15 protein-coding genes are annotated in these 14,781 nt (G+C 59.9%); 7 read left to right on the top strand and 8 right to left on the bottom strand.

From position 1 onward, the window contains the following. Positions 1 to 5: 5 nt before the first annotated feature. The 4 genes from KX729_RS21930 to KX729_RS21915 form a co-directional block, all read right to left on the bottom strand. The gene (locus KX729_RS21930; protein ID WP_219744616.1) at positions 6 to 515 is read right to left on the bottom strand and encodes a MarR family winged helix-turn-helix transcriptional regulator; all 510 of its coding nucleotides are present in this window, start codon (positions 513 to 515) and stop codon (positions 6 to 8) included. 194 nt (positions 516 to 709) lie between these two features. Continuing rightward, on the bottom strand, positions 710 to 1,495 hold the full coding sequence (locus KX729_RS21925; protein ID WP_219744615.1) for a cyclase family protein: 786 nt from the start codon (positions 1,493 to 1,495) through the stop codon (positions 710 to 712). Positions 1,496 to 1,825: 330 nt separating this feature from the next. Beyond that, the gene (locus KX729_RS21920; protein ID WP_219744614.1) at positions 1,826 to 2,500 is read right to left on the bottom strand and encodes an amino acid ABC transporter permease; all 675 of its coding nucleotides are present in this window, start codon (positions 2,498 to 2,500) and stop codon (positions 1,826 to 1,828) included. A 185-nt stretch (positions 2,501 to 2,685) separates the two neighbouring features. Further along, positions 2,686 to 3,483 (bottom strand): ABC transporter substrate-binding protein, encoded by a 798-nt coding sequence (locus KX729_RS21915; RefSeq protein ID WP_219744681.1) that lies wholly within the window; start codon positions 3,481 to 3,483, stop codon positions 2,686 to 2,688. 359 nt (positions 3,484 to 3,842) lie between these two features. On the opposite strand from KX729_RS21915, the gene KX729_RS21910 reads away from it, so the two are divergent. Further along, positions 3,843 to 4,547 carry a hypothetical protein gene (locus KX729_RS21910; protein WP_219744613.1) on the top strand — a complete coding sequence of 235 codons (705 nt, stop codon included), beginning with the start codon at positions 3,843 to 3,845 and terminating at the stop codon, positions 4,545 to 4,547. A 12-nt stretch (positions 4,548 to 4,559) separates the two neighbouring features. Here the strand turns inward: KX729_RS21910 and KX729_RS21905 are convergent, their stop codons facing one another. Both KX729_RS21905 and KX729_RS21900 read right to left on the bottom strand, forming a co-directional pair. Further along, positions 4,560 to 5,486 (bottom strand): NADP-dependent oxidoreductase, encoded by a 927-nt coding sequence (locus KX729_RS21905; RefSeq protein WP_219744612.1) that lies wholly within the window; start codon positions 5,484 to 5,486, stop codon positions 4,560 to 4,562. A 21-nt stretch (positions 5,487 to 5,507) separates the two neighbouring features. Further along, a complete protein-coding gene (locus KX729_RS21900) occupies positions 5,508 to 6,263 on the bottom strand; it encodes an HpcH/HpaI aldolase family protein (RefSeq protein WP_219744611.1) in 756 nt (251 codons plus the stop codon). Here KX729_RS21900 and KX729_RS21895 point away from each other — a divergent pair. Genes KX729_RS21895 through KX729_RS21885 form a run of 3 tightly spaced genes read left to right on the top strand, consistent with a single transcriptional unit; the run spans position 6,262 to position 8,086 of the window. Beyond that, the gene (locus KX729_RS21895; protein ID WP_219744610.1) at positions 6,262 to 6,486 is read left to right on the top strand and encodes a hypothetical protein; all 225 of its coding nucleotides are present in this window, start codon (positions 6,262 to 6,264) and stop codon (positions 6,484 to 6,486) included. The two genes, KX729_RS21900 and KX729_RS21895, sit on opposite strands and share 2 nt — an antisense overlap. Beyond that, positions 6,486 to 7,580 (top strand): LLM class flavin-dependent oxidoreductase, encoded by a 1,095-nt coding sequence (locus KX729_RS21890; protein WP_219744680.1) that lies wholly within the window; start codon positions 6,486 to 6,488, stop codon positions 7,578 to 7,580. Before KX729_RS21895 ends, KX729_RS21890 begins: the two co-directional genes overlap by 1 nt. Next, entirely contained in the window at positions 7,577 to 8,086 is a 510-nt protein-coding gene (locus KX729_RS21885; protein ID WP_219744609.1) for a flavin reductase, read from the top strand. The genes KX729_RS21890 and KX729_RS21885 overlap by 4 nt, the downstream gene beginning before the upstream one ends. A gap of 129 nt (positions 8,087 to 8,215) precedes the next feature. Here the strand turns inward: KX729_RS21885 and KX729_RS21880 are convergent, their stop codons facing one another. Continuing rightward, the gene (locus KX729_RS21880) at positions 8,216 to 9,493 is read right to left on the bottom strand and encodes a cysteine desulfurase-like protein (RefSeq protein ID WP_219744608.1); all 1,278 of its coding nucleotides are present in this window, start codon (positions 9,491 to 9,493) and stop codon (positions 8,216 to 8,218) included. A 245-nt stretch (positions 9,494 to 9,738) separates the two neighbouring features. On the opposite strand from KX729_RS21880, the gene KX729_RS21875 reads away from it, so the two are divergent. Next, positions 9,739 to 10,425 (top strand): GntR family transcriptional regulator, encoded by a 687-nt coding sequence (locus KX729_RS21875; RefSeq protein ID WP_219744607.1) that lies wholly within the window; start codon positions 9,739 to 9,741, stop codon positions 10,423 to 10,425. 61 nt (positions 10,426 to 10,486) lie between these two features. Here KX729_RS21875 and KX729_RS21870 read toward each other — a convergent pair whose 3' ends face one another. Beyond that, the gene (locus KX729_RS21870; protein ID WP_219744606.1) at positions 10,487 to 11,305 is read right to left on the bottom strand and encodes a sugar phosphate isomerase/epimerase family protein; all 819 of its coding nucleotides are present in this window, start codon (positions 11,303 to 11,305) and stop codon (positions 10,487 to 10,489) included. Between the two features lie 221 nt (positions 11,306 to 11,526). On the opposite strand from KX729_RS21870, the gene pehA reads away from it, so the two are divergent. Continuing rightward, a complete protein-coding gene (gene pehA / locus KX729_RS21865; RefSeq protein WP_219744605.1) occupies positions 11,527 to 13,071 on the top strand; it encodes a phosphoric/sulfuric ester hydrolase PehA in 1,545 nt (514 codons plus the stop codon). 37 nt (positions 13,072 to 13,108) lie between these two features. After that, positions 13,109 to 14,743: an ABC transporter substrate-binding protein gene (locus KX729_RS21860; RefSeq protein ID WP_219744604.1), complete on the top strand. Its 1,635-nt coding sequence runs from the start codon at positions 13,109 to 13,111 to the stop codon at positions 14,741 to 14,743. Positions 14,744 to 14,781 lie beyond the last annotated feature (38 nt).

Here is a 14,781-nt window from a genome sequence, read left to right as displayed (position 1 = left end):
TTGTCTTAAATCTCGTGCTTGCGGATGTTGAGGAGGATCTTGTGCAACGTGCCGGTAAAGGCGCGGTATTCTTCCTCGTCGATACCATCGAACATATGCAGAAGCGAATCGTACATGGTCGGCCAGAAATCGGCGAAGGCGGTACGGCCTTCTTCCGTGATCGTCACGTCGCGGATGCGCATGTCCTCTGCGCGCGGCGTGCGGCGGATCAACCCCTGCTTTTCCAAGGAATCGAGCGTGCGGCTCATGGTCGATTGCTCGATGACGGCAAAGACGGAGAGTTCGTTGATGGTAAGCGAGGCCGATACGCTCAGGACCGCGAGAGTGCGCATCTTGGCGGTCGTCAGGTCGTATTCGCGCAATTCCTCCGCCATGTTGGAGTTCCAGCGCGCGATGATGCGGTTCATGAGGTAGGGCGCGAAATGATTGAGGCCGATCTCGCCCATGGTCGGCGAGGGCAAGGGCTCGCCATCCGGATTTCGCCGCAGTACCACGCCTGAAAACCGTTCTGCCATGAGCCCTCTTTAAGGTTCTAATCGCCGCGATCGACCGCGGCGAAGATGAAATCGATGAGCCGGTGCTCCGATCAGAGCCCGGCTTGCAGTGCGGTGGTTAACAGACGGCCATGCAGGCCGCCAGAAGAAACCGCCGCAACCCGAGTGGTCGGGCTGCGGCCTGGAAGAGCGGCCGCTGCCCGTGCCGAGAAGATTTAACCAGTAATCAGCGCCAAGGCGCGAACCGGCGAGCCGGTGCCCTTGACGAATTTCAGCGGTGCGGCGATCAGCACGGCGCCCTTCGGCGGCAGCTGGTCGAGATTTGAGAGCGAAGCGAGGCCATATTTGCCAGCGCCATGCATCAGGTTGTGCGCCGGGAAGGGCGGGTTCATGCCGCCGGCCGAACCGGCATCGGTGCCGATGGTTTCCTGGCCCCAGCCGATAATGCCCTTGGAAAGCAGGTACTGGATCGCTTCGGCCGTCGGGCCGGGCGAATGCGGGCCGTTTTCGTCGGCGTTGAGGAAGGTCTCGGTGGAGCCGTTGCGCTTGTACCAGTCGGAACGCATCAGCACCCAGCTGCCCGGCTCGATCTCACCGTGCTGGGCTTCCCATTCCTGGATGCTCTCGACGGTCAGCAGATAGTCCGGATCGGCGGCTGCTTCCTTCGAACGGTCGATGACATTGACGGGTGCGACGAAATTCTGCGGCGGGATGGTGTCGGTCGTGTTGTTCGACTGATCCTTGCCGGTGATCCAGTGACAGGGCGCATCGAAATGGGTGCCGGTATGTTCGCCGAGCTCCAGCCAATTCCAGGCCCAGAACGGACCGTCCTGGTCGTAAGCCGAGATGGTGTGGACCTTAACGTTCGGCGTATTCTTGCCGAACTGCGGCGGCAAGTAGAGAACCGGCGTATCCGGGCCGAGCGGCGCCGTCAGGTCGACGACCTTGACTGAGCCCGAAAGTAGAGCGGAAGCGAGACTGGAAAGCGCGTTGGAAGACATGGTGCCGGGTTCCCCTTGAATGGCCGGATTTGATTGACCGGTTACGTGTAAAGGACGGCGATCCGGTTTCCTCTCCGGTGCCGTTGACCGAGGGCGAGCGTATTGTAGAAAATATGAGGATGCAAGCAATCCCAAGGCGCTCAAATGCGCAATTTTCAGTAGCCGCAAAATGTGGAAAAGCTTTTTTTATTATGCTGAAACGGAGGTCAGAGAAGCAGGAAGTGTGCGATAGGCGTGCGTTATCCTGCATGGATAGCTTTGGTTGAACCAAAGGCCTATCTCAGATGATATATGCATTTGAATAAATTCAGCGCGTAGCGTGCTTAGATTCTACCGCCTCTTTTCCTTGCTGAATTTCTGCTCCAGCAGGCTGACCAGCCGCACCATAGGCCAAAGGAAGGCAATGTAGATCAGTGCCGCGCCGATCAGCGGGGTCGGGTTCGCATACAGCGCCTGTGCGTCGAGGCCTTCCTTCATCAGTTCTGCAAGCGCCACCGTCGAGGCGAGCGACGTATCCTTGAACATCGATACGCAATTGTTGGTGGCTGGCGGAATGACGATACGAATTGCCTGCGGCAGCACGACCTTACGCAGTGTGGTAACGAAGGAGAGGCCGAGCGCTGCAGCGGCTTCGAACTGGCCGCGCGGTATGCTTTCGATGCCTGAGCGGAAGACTTCCGCCATATAGGCTGCCATGACGATGGTGAAGGCGAGGATGGCGCAGGTCCAGGACGAGAGCCTGATGCCGACGAAGGGCAGCGCGAAATAGATCAGCATCAGCACGACCAGCATGGGCGAGGCGCGCAGGATGTCGATATAGAGAACCGTGGCATAACGCGCCGGCTTCGGGCCATAAAGCCGGACGAGGCCGATCAGCAGGCCGAGCGGGATGCCGAAGCCGATGCCGGCGATGCCCAGGATGAACGTATTGATCAGGCCGCGCAGCAGCGCTGGAAATGCGTCGCCGAGAACCTCCAGATTGAAGAATGTGTCGAGGAGGCTCATGGTCGTCCGTCCCTTTCAAAACACGTCGCGCAAAGGCACATCAGCGATCTTGCGATATGACATGCGCGGAAACAAAGAACTAAAGCGGGACAAGAGGTGGCAAAAGGCCACGATGCGCTTCAGTTCAAGAAAATGCCGGCCGTTTCGGGCCGGCATCGATCAGGTTACGATGGTCGATAGCCGGCTTACGGCTTGGGCATCGGCTGTTCCTTGGCGGTGGCGGAATCGGCGGCCGGATCGCTGCCGAACCACTTCTTGTGGATGGCGGCCAGCGTGCCGTCCTTCTTCATCGCAGTGATGGCATCGTTTGCCTTGGCGAGAAGCGGGTGGTCCTTGGTCATCATCAGGCCATACTGTTCGCCGGTCTTGATGCGTACCTTGACGGCGAGGTCCTTCATCTTGAGGAAGGCGTATTCCATGCCCGGGACGTCGCTGACGGCGACATCGGCGCGGCCGGCAGAGAGGTCCATCAGCAGATCCTGTTGAGCATTGTAGCTCTTGATATCGCTGATGCCGTATTTTTCCTTGTTTTCCTTGGCCCACTTGTCGGCGGTGGAGCCGGCCAGCACGCCGACGACCTTGCCCTTGATGTCTTCCAGCTTGGCGACCGTGGATTCCTTGCGGGTGGCGATGCCCATGTCGGCATCGTAATAGGGCTGGGTGAAGGACTGGCTGCCAAGGCGTTCCTTGGTGATGGTGATCGAGGAGATCGCAACGTCGATGCGCTTGGAGGCGGTCGCGGCAAACAGTGCCTGGAAGCCGAGGTCGGAGATTTCGACCGTCATGCCGAGACGCTTGGCGACTTCAGTGGCGATATCGACTTCAAAACCCTCGAAAGAGCCGCTGGCGGTCTTGTATTCGAAGGGAGGATTGCTCGGATAGGAGCCGATGACGAGAGCTGCGGCAGAAGCGAGGCTGGCGCTTGCGACGGACAGGATGGCGGCACCCGCAAGGCCCACGAAGGCGCGGCGGAAAATGGTCATGGTCATGAATTTCGGTTCCCTCTGTTTCTTGACCGGGGAATATTTCCCGCCGGATCGGATACGATTTTTTCTTGTCGTCGGTGAATGGATAACCTGAAACGGGCTCTCTCCCAAGAGCAATCCCACGGCGTTTCCGATCCTCGTCCCACGCGCGATTTGAAGGGATCGTGATCCAAAATTCCGTGAGTTTCAAGCGAAAAGATTGAAGCTTAAATCATGTTTTTCCGACCTGTCTGTGAAGTCAGAACGGTTTAAGTCTAAACTTGTTTTTTGCTGTCGGCGGCCCGATAGTGGCGCGCTGTTTGGGAGCGAAAAGCCAGATTCCGGATATTTCCCGCTCGGCAAACCGGAGGGTTTCGATGCGTTTTGCCTATTTCGCCTTTTTTGAGAATGTCGATGGCAGCAAGCTGGCGGTCAGCGAGGCTGACGTGAAAACGGTGGCCGAGATCGTCAAGCTGACGCCCGGGCTGACATCGGCCAATCTCTACACGCCGGAAGTCACCAAGGACATGTATAACCGGGATGAACAATCGCCTGTTTTCGGTATGCAGCTGCATTTCAACGAGCTTTCCGAACTGGAAGATGCCCTGGCGCCTGCCGGTCATCTGCAGCAGCTTGCGGCGCATGGCGTGCTTTCCAGCATTCGCGGCGCCAAGGCGAGCCAACAGGCAATGTATATCCGGCATTTTCCGGTCGACGAGCCGGCGCTCGATGTCGAGGCCAATGGCAATCCCTGCTCCTATCTCGTGCATTACGAAGGGCCGGCACAGGATCTGAATGTCTGGATGCGCCATTACGTGACCCATCATCCGCCTGTCATGCGCACCTTCCCCGGCATTCGCAAGATCGAGGTGCTTTCCCGTATCGACTGGTGCGGCTTCCTCCCTTGGGCGCGGGTCGAGCATATGCAGCGCAACCGCGTGATGTTCGACAGCCCGGCGGCCTTGCAGATCGCGCTGCAATCGCCGGCACGGGTCGCCATGCGCGAGGATTTCAAGACCTTCCCGCCATTCGAGGGCGGCAATTCGCATTTCCCGATGGAGACGCTGATCGTCACGCCCTGATACGCAAGGCAATCACATCACCAGGACGAGGCGCCCTCCGGAGATGGCGCCTTTTTCCATCAGGCGATGCGCTTCGGCAGCTTCGGAAAGCGGCATGGTGCGGGCTACCTGCGGCTTCAGCATTCCGGCGCCGGCAAGATCCATCATCGCCTGCAGTGCCGACTTGTCGTCGGTGACCATGATCCGGGTGACAGTGACGCCAAATTCGGCACCGCGATCCCGAATCGGATCGGCGACTAGCCAGGCGAGATGGCCGCCCTTTTTCAGAACCTTGTAGGACCTGTCGTGGACCTCTCCGCCGATGAGGTCGAAGACGATGTCCTGATCCCGGATTACCTCCGAAAAGTTCTGCAGGTCATAGGCGATGGCGTGATCGGCGCCGAGGCTTCTCACATAATCCTGGTTCGTCGATCGGCATGTCGCGCTCACTTCCGCGCCGAGATGGTGGCAGAGCTGGACGAGAAGGCCGCCAATCGCGCCGGCACCGGCATGGACCAGCACCTTGTCGCCGGATTTGACCTCCGCCGTGCGCACGGCGATCCAGGTACTGAGACTTGCATTGGTGAGCGCCGTCGCTTCGACGACCGACAGGTTCTCTGAAATCTTGACGGCATTCTTTTCATCGACGGCGATCATTTCCGCATAACCGCCCTGCGCGAAGGCGCCGGCCATGACGACAACCCGGTCGCCTGGCTTGAATTCCTCGACGCCCTCGCCGATGGCGACGACCGTACCGCCGCCGTCGCGGCCCGGAACGCTCGGCATGGGCAGCGTGAAATGTTCCTTCAGATGGCCGGCACGGAGTTTCCAGTCAAAGGGCGTGACGCTGGCGGCCTCCAGCCTGACGAGGATCTGGCCTTCTCCGGGGATCGGATTAGGTAGATCGACATAATGCATCACCTCGGCCGGACCGTATTCGCTGAATTGAATGGCCTTCAAGATGTTTACTCCGCTGGTGATTCAGGCGTTCCGTGCGGCCGTCACGCCGGCGGCGAGGCTTGCGCCGAGGAACATGGTGTCGCTGGCCAGGAGGTAGAAGCTGATGCCGGCATCTGACCACTTGCCCACATCGTCCGGCGATGGACGGAAAATGCCGACTGCCTTGCCTGCGGCGCGGGCTGCCTTGGTAATCTTATGGATTGCCGCATCGAGCTTTTCAGCGCCGCCTTCTCCCGCCGCGGTGAGAGAAACGGAGAGGTCCCCAGGGCCGATGAAGATGACATCCGTGCCTTCGACCGCGACGATTTCCTCGACATTGGCGAGGCCTTCGGCCGTTTCGATCTGGATGGCGAGGACAAGGCTTTCATTGGCGCTCCTCAGGTAATCGGGGATGCGATAGCCGTAGCCTGCGGCACGTCCCGGTCCGACGCCGCGTTCGCCGAAGGGAGGATAACGGATCGCCATGACCGCGGCCTTCGCCTGAGCGGCGGTCGAGATACGCGGCACCAGCACGCCGACAGCGCCTGCATCGAGAACACCAGCGATCGATTCCGGAGCGTGGCCCGGCACGCGCACCATGGCCGGCACGCGATGGACGTCGGATGCCCGGATGAGGTTTTCGGTGAGCTCACGGCCGATCTGGGAATGCTCCGCATCGATGCAGATGAAATCAAGGCCGGAGGCTGCTGCGACTTCGATTGCCACAGGATGGGGAATGGCGGCGAAGGTGCCGATCACTCGTTCGAACCCGATGCATCGTTGACGAAAATCGTTCATGGCAACCTCATTATGGTGCGACAGAAAAAGCCTTGCCGGCATCAAAGCAAGTTCTGACGTGGACATCCACTCGAACATGCCGGCAGGAGCCAAGACCCGACAAAAAACACTTGAAACTTGGAATAAGCGGAATACGGATCATATGATCGAACTTCAAGCTGGGTTGCAGTTTGAAGTCGCAAAAGAAAAATGCCGTTCGACGGCAAGAGGGAAACGCGCATGATCATCAAGCAGCATCCGCTGAAAGGTCCCAGCAAACTCAAACTTGGCGTCTTTTCCGCCAATGCGGATGGCGGGCTGGCGATCACCGATGTGCCGGAGCGCTGGCAGGCGCGCTGGGAGGATAATCTCAACGCCGTGCAGATTGCCGATCGCGGCGGGCTAGATTTCTTCTTGCCGATCGCCCGCTGGAAGGGTTTTGGCGGCAAGAACCGGGTGCGTGAATGGTCGTTCGAGACGTTCACCTGGGCGGCGGGGCTTGCCTCGGTCACCGAGCGGATCGGGCTTTTCATGACCGTGCATGTGCCGCTGGTGCATCCGCTTTATGCGGCCAAGGCGCTGGCAACCGTCGATCATATCAGCGGTGGTCGTGCCGGCCTCAACATCGTCTGCGGCTGGAATCCCAAGGAATTCGCCATGTTCGGCACGCCGCTGGTCGAGAAGGGTTACGATCAGGCCGCCGAATGGCTGGAGATCATGGAACGAGCCTATGCCTCCGACGCGCCGTTCGATTATGATGGCAGCTATTACAAGCTCAAGGATGTGGTGAGCCGTCCCGCCAGCCTGCAATCGCCGCGGCCGGTGACGATGAACGCTGCCTTCGGCGGCCCGGGCCGGGATTTTGCGGCGAAGAACTGCGAATATCTGTTCACCACATTCACTGAGATCGCCGACGCCGGCAAACATGTCGAGGACATCAAGGGCCGAGCGGACAAGCTTGGTCGCGATGTCGGCGCCTATACCGTCTGCCATGTGGTCTGCCGCGAGAGCCAGCAGGAAGCGGAGGATTATTACGAGCGTTATGCCGTGACGCTCGCCGATCACGAGGCCGTCGACCAGCATATGGCCGGTAAGAAGGAATTCTCCCAGTCGCATGACAAGGAGAGCTATGATCGTTACCGCAAGCGGTTTGCCGGCGGCGCGGGTGGTTATCCGCTGATCGGCACGCCGGAAAAGATCGTCGAGGATATGGTGGCGATCGCCGAACAGGGGTATTCCGGTATTGCCATGTCCTTCGTCAATTACACTTACGAATTGCCGTTCTTCTGCGATCGCGTCATGCCGCTCCTGAAAAAGGCGGGGTTGCGCGTCGAATGAGCATCGATCCTATCCATGACGAGGTCGAGGCAACGCGGCTTTCCTTCCGGGACGGCATGGCGCGGCTTGCGGCTGCCGTGCATATCGTGACGACTGACGGTCCGGGTGGGCTGGCAGGGTTTACCGCGTCGGCCGTCTCCAGCGTCACCGACCGGCCGCCGACCTTGCTTGTCTGCCTCAACCGGTCAAGTTCGGTGGCGGGCATGTTCGAAAAGAACCGAGTGCTTTGCGTTAATACGCTGGCGGCCGGTCACGAGGCGATGTCGAAGCTGTTCGGTGGTTCGACGCCGCAGGAAGAGCGGTTTGCCGTCGGCGACTGGATTGTCGGTTCGACCGGATCGCCGAGGCTGACGGATGCGATCGTGTCTTTCGACTGCGAGGTCGAGAGCGCAGTCGAAAGCGGCACGCATCATGTGCTGTTCTGCCGGGTTGTCGGAATTGCCCATGGCAGTGACGATGGCGAGGCACTCATCTATTTCCGGCGCCGCTATCATCATGTCAGGTGAATAGCCTGTTCTCTGCCGGCATGCTCGGGCCTGTCCCGAGCATCTGTCCATGTCGAATATGTTGAAGCGGCTTAGGATCCTCGGCACAAGGCCGAGGATGACGTCTAGGTAGGAGCGGAGCGCTTCTGCTTACTTCGCCTTTGCGATGATCTCGCCGAGCACTTGGTCGAAACGATCGACCTCTTCGACCTTGTTATAGTGGACCATGGAGACGCGCATGCAGCCGCTTTCCATGGTCAGACCAAGGCGTTTCATCAGGCGCGGCGCGAACATGTGGCCGTCGCGGGCGCCGATATTGTTGCGGCCAAGCTCGGCGCAGATGTGCTGCGGCGAGACGCCCGGGATGTTGAAGCAGATGGTCGGCACCCGCTTTTCCACCTGCGCCTCGTCGGAAACGCCGTAGACCGTCGCGCCATGCTTCTTCAGCACGGAAAGCATCTTCTTCGACAGCGTCTGCTCGTAGGCGCGGATGGCGTTCATGGCGGAAACGAGCGCATCGCGGCGGGAATGTTCGCCTTCCGGCAGAAACTGGCGGCCGAGATCTTCGAGATAGCGCACGGCGGCATCCATGCCGGCGACGTTTTCATAGGTGAAGGTGCCGACTTCGATCTTGTAAGGCGGCACGTCCGGGATGAAGTCTTCCTTGAAGGTCGGCAGCTTGACCAGCGCGTCGTAGCGGCCCCAAAGGAAGCCCATATGCGGCGAGAAGTTCTTGTAACCGGAGCAGACGAGATAGTCGCAATCCCAGGCCTGGACATCGATCAGGCCATGCGGGCCGTAATGGACGCAGTCGAGGAAGACTTCGGCGCCGGCCACATGGGCGAGTTTGCCGACGGTCGCGACATCGACGATCGTGCCGATCGAATGGGCGGTAACGGTGCAGGCGACGAGGCGGGTCTTGTCGTTCAGAAGCGGCTTCAGGTCTTCTGTGTGCAGTGTGCCGTCTTCGCGCATCTTCCACCAGACGATCTTGGCGCCGTCAGCTTCCAGCGCCAGCCAGGTGGCGATGTCGGCATCGTGGTCCATGTCGGTGACGATGATTTCGTTGCGCTCCTGAAGCATCTTGGCGATGCCGAGGCTGACGAGACGGATGAAGGATGTCGCATTGAGACCGAAGGAAATCTCTTCCGGGCGATAGGCATTGACCAGCAGTCCTACAGACTCACGGCCTGCTGCGACCGAACGGTCGACGCCCTGGCTGTGCAGATAGGGTGCCATGCGCTGCACGTTGCAGTCGACCAGATGGGCCGCGACCGCATCGACGACGGCTTGAGGCACCTGCGCGCCGCCGGCGTTTTCGAGAAAGATGAAATCCTTGTATTTCTGCAGCGCCGGAAACTTCAGCCGGATCTCGTCCACCGGAAAGGCCTTGGCGATATTGTCGCCTGCCGTGACGTGCGTATTCATTGAATATCTCCCCAGTTTCCAACTTTGCGACGACGAGTCCGCAGGTGACAAAGCGTATTCGCCGGTCTATGTTCGAAAAGCCCATATGAGCATTTGATCAAACTTTGGCTGTTGTATTGCGGTCCAAGGATTTGATCAAGGGGGAAAACCCAGGTGTGATCAACCGCTCGGCTGGGCAAGACTTGAAGTGACAGGTCTCTTATGCGAGGCCTGGTTGTGTGGTTTTTTGTAAACCAGAGGACAAAATGGCGGAAAACGGCCTGTTGAAGGTGACATCGCGTGTAACGGTGCAGGACACTGTCTACGAGCAGTTGCGCCGGGCGCTGATGTGGGGATCGTTTGCGCCGGCGCAGGCGATCACCATTTCGTCTCTGGCTAACGAATTCGGCACTAGCCACATGCCGGTGCGCGAAGCATTGCGGCGGCTTGCGGCCGAAAACGGGCTGGAGATCGCCCATAACGGTTCGGCACGCGTGCCGAGCGTATCGCGCAAGCGGCTGGACGATGTATGCCAGGCCCGTATCGCCCTGGAAGGGCTCGCCACCGAGCTTGCCTGCGCGCACATGACCGACGAGGACATCGATCGTGCCGAAGCGCTGGCGCGGGAGCACGAGGACATGGGCAAGGCCGGCGATGTCTACGGCATGCTGCGCAAGAACCAGGAATTCCATTTCGGCATTTACGAGTTATCGAGATCCGAAGTGTTGCCGCAGCATATCGAGATGCTCTGGCTGCGGTTCGGCTCCTATATGCGGATGTTGACCAATTATCTGGAGAAGGAATTCGAGCAGGGCGTCGTTAGGCCCTTTTCGTCCTATCACTTCCAGATCGTCTCGGCGCTTCGCGAGCGCAATGCGGTGCTCGCCCGCGAGATGATGATCGGCGATATTCTTGCCACCCAGACGCATCTGCGCGACATGTGCCCGGAATGAACCAATTTCCGGCATGATCGATCGTGGCCCCGCATATCGGAGCCACGACCGTGAATGAGGCTTACTGGCCGAGGCCGAGCGACGCGAGATATTCGACCGAAGCCGGGATCTGCGACTTTTCCCTGATCTCGACGATCAGGCGCGGTTTGCTGGTGACATCGGCCAGCGCGCGGAAGACGGACGGCCAGAGGATATTGCCTTCACCGAGCGTCCAGTGACGATCGGCATAACCGTCCGCATCCTGCAGGTGAACGTGCTGCAGGCGGTTGCCGGCGGCCTTCACGTAATAATCGACCGGCGGAGCGCCCGTGGAGCCGTGGGCATAATGCGCGTGGCCGGTGTCGATCGACACGGCGACGGCCGGCGAATTAAAGCTATCGGCAAGAGCAACGCGCGCGTGCTGGTCGATATCCTCGATGTTTTCAAGAACGATGACGACGCCGAGATCTTCCGCCTGCTTGACGGCGTCACGCATGGTCAGATGCGTGAATTCGACGGTTTTTTCGCGCGAGCCCTTGTTGTGGTCGAAATTGTTGTAGGACCAGGTCGAGTAGGGGCTGTGGGCAACCATCTGGGTAGCGCCGATGGCGGCGCAGACTTCAAGGCCCTGCTTCATGCGCTTGGCGACGACGGCGCGAACATCCGGATCCATCGAAGCGATGGTGAAGCCCCAGAACGGACCATGGATGCCGAGGCGGCCGGTATAACCGTCGAGTAATTTCTTTGCCCGCTCGGCCAGCGGCGTCCAGTCGCCGTTCAGGACTTCGCCGGTGGTGAAATCCTGAAGTTCGAGGTCGCGCTGCTTCTCGAGCAGCCAGTCGCGATGCATTTCGAGGCCATCAAGCGGCATGGCCGCGCCGATCACGGGAAGGGAAGACATGGAAAACTCCGTTAAAAGCAATGGGAAATGCCGCTGTGCGACAGGCCGCGGAATATGACCGGGCGGTGCGTCATGCCGGAATTTTGTGTCGTGCTTATTACATTTGTACCACGAAATTGCGAAATATGCATACGTGTTCAATTTCATCTTTCTGCAATGATTGCGTCACGGAACTGATACACAGGATCGCCAAATAGCCCCCGCAAATCAGGGGGCTTTCCGTGACCAGAAAGAACGTTCTTCTTATCGTCGTAGACCAGTGGCGGGCGGATTTCATGCCGCATATCCTGCGCGCCGACGGCAAGCCGGATTTTCTGAAAACGCCCAATCTGGATCGGATCTGCCGCGAAGGGGTGACCTTCCGCAATCACGTGACGACCTGCGTTCCCTGCGGTCCGGCGCGCGCCAGCCTGCTGACCGGGCTTTACCTGATGAACCACCGCGCGGTGCAAAACACCGTGCCGCTCGATCAGCGCCATTTCAACCTCGGCAAGGCGCTGCGCACCGTCGGTTACGATCCGGCCCTGATCGGTTACACGACCACGACGCCGGACCCGCGCACCACTTCCGTCAACGATCCGCGCTTCCTCGGCCTTGGCGACCTGATGGATGGTTTCCGCTCCGTCGGTGCGTTCGAGCCGAATATGGAAGGCTATTTCGGCTGGGTAGCGCAGCAGGGTTTCGAACTGCCTGAACATCACCCGGATATCTGGCTGCCGGAAGGCGAAGAGGCGGTGGCAGGCGCGACCGATAAGCCGTCATGTATCCCGAAGGAATATTCCGACTCGACCTTCTTCACCGAGCGGGCGCTGACTTATCTCAAGGGCCGTCAGGGCAGGCCGTTCTTCCTGCATCTCGGCTATTACCGCCCGCATCCGCCCTTCGTGGCGTCGGCGCCCTATCATGCCATGTACAGCCCGGAAGACATGCCGGCGCCGATCCGGGCCGAGAGCCCGGAGACCGAAGGTGCCCAGCATCCGTTGATGAAGTTCTATGTCGATGGCATCAAGCGCGGTTCGTTCTTCCACGGCGCCGAAGGCTCCGGCTCGACGATGGACGAGGCGGAACTGCGCCAGATGCGCGCCACCTATTGCGGCCTGATCACCGAAGTGGACGACTGCCTCGGCCGCGTCTTCGACTATCTCGACGAGACCGGCCAGTGGGACGACACGCTGGTGATCTTCACCAGCGACCACGGCGAACAGCTCGGCGATCACCATCTGCTCGGCAAGATCGGTTATAACGACGAGAGCTTCCGCATTCCGCTCGTCGTCAAGGATGCGCACGACAATCCGCGCGCCGGCGAGATCGAGGAAGCGTTCACCGAAAGCATCGACGTCATGCCGACCATTCTCGAATGGCTGGGCGGCGACATTCCGCGCGCCTGCGACGGCGCTTCTCTGTTGCCTTTCCTGAAAGGAACCCGGCCGGCGGATTGGCGGACAGAACTTCACTACGAATACGATTTCCGGGATATCTTTTATTCCGAGCCGCAGGCCGTGCTCGGTCTCGACATGGACAATTCCAGCCTCTGCGTCATCCAGGACGAGAAGTACAAATACGTCCATTTCGCCGCGCTCCCGCCGCTCTTCTTCGATCTCGAGAAAGACCCGCACGAGTTCGAAAACCTCGCCGACGATCCAGCCTATGCAAGCCTGGTGCGCGACTACGCGCAGAAGGCGCTTTCCTGGCGGCTCGTCCATGCGGACCGAACCCTTACCCACTATCGCTCCGGTCCGCAGGGACTGACCGTGCGCGAAAACTGAACCCAACCCTCAATTCCACCCCCAAGGAGAATATCCAATGGTCAACTTCACCCGTCGCAGCACGCTCGGCCTCGGTGCCGCCGCTGCCGGTTCGCTGATCCTGCCGCGCTTCTCGATCGCCCAGGCCGACCAGCGTCCGTCGATCACCGTCGCCGTTCAGAAAATCTCCAACTCCAACACGCTCGACACGCTGCGCGAACAGTCGAATGTCGGCACCCGCATCTTCAACTCGTCGCTCTGGGAAACCCTGATCGGCACCAAGTGGCTGTCCGACCTGACTGCGACACCTGGCCTTGCCACCGAATGGCGCCGCATCGACGACAAGACCCTTGAGCTGAAGCTCCGCCAGGGCGTCAAGTTCCATAACGGCGACGAAATGACCGCCGAAGACGTCGTCTTCTCCTTCAGCAAGGAGCGCATGTTCGGCAATACCCAGCCGTCCACCGGCAAGACCATTTTCGTCACCGAAAAGAACCCGCTCGGCCGCGAAAGCAAGGAACTTCCGGTCGAAATCCCGGCTGTTGCCCGCCGCTTCTGGCCGGCCCTGCTCGGCGTCGAGATCGTCGACAAGTACACGGTCCGTTTCGTCAACGGTTCGTCCGACGTCACTATGGAAGGCCGCCTTTCCGCTGTCGCCAGCGCGATCGCCAGCCGCCGCGCGTGGGACGAGTCGAAGAGCTATCTGGACTGGGCCCGCAAGCCGATCACCACCGGCCCGTACAAGGTCGCCGAGTTCAAGCCGGACACCTATCTGATCTATGAATCCCACGATCAGTATTGGGGTGGCCTGCCGGCTCTGAAGCGCATCCGCTTCGTCGAAGTTCCGGAAGTCGCGTCCCGCATCAACGGCCTTCTGTCGGGCGAATACGACCTCGCTTCCGACATCCCGCCGGACCAGATCCAGGGCATCGAAAAGAACGCCGGTTTCGAAGTTCTCGGCGGCACGATCACCAACCACCGCCTGACCGTATTCGACAAGACGCATCCGCAGCTTGCCAACCCGCTCGTTCGCCGCGCCTTCACGCACGCGATCGACCGCCAGGCGATCGTCGACTCGCTCTGGGCCGGCCGCACCAAGGTTCCGGCAGGCCTGCAGTGGGACTTCTACGCCGACATGTTGATCAAGGACTGGAAGGTTCCGGAATATAACCCGGAACTCGCCCGCAAGCTCCTGAAGGACGCCGGCTACAAGGGCGACCCGATTCCCTATCGCCTGCTCAACAACTACTATACCAACCAGACCCCGACCGCGCAGGTCCTCGTCGAGATGTGGAATCAGGTTGGCCTGAACGTCCAGATCGAAATGAAGGAAAACTGGCAGCAGATCCTCGAAAAGACCCCGACGCGTGCAGTCCGCGACTGGTCGAACTCCGCCAACTTCTCCGACCCGGTCTCTTCGATCGTGGCTCAGCACGGCCCGAACGGCCAGCAGCAGCAGGTCGGCGAGTGGACGAACGAGGAGATGAACACCCTCTCCAACTTCATGGAAACCAGCACCGACCGTGCGAAGCGCCGCGAAGCCTTCGCCCGCATGCTGCAGATCTGCGAACGCGACGACCCGGCCTACACGGTTCTCCACCAGAACGCCGTGTTTACCGCCAAGTCGAAGAAGACCAAGTGGAAGGCTGCCGCCTCCTTCGCCATGGACTTCCGCGCCGGCAACTGGGGCTGAGCCCACCATTGACTTGCGGGCCGAAGGGAAACCTTCGG

The organism is Neorhizobium populisoli (genome assembly GCF_019430945.1).
Lineage (GTDB): Bacteria > Pseudomonadota > Alphaproteobacteria > Rhizobiales > Rhizobiaceae > Neorhizobium > Neorhizobium populisoli.
This window is presented reverse-complemented; position numbering and strand designations above follow the sequence as displayed.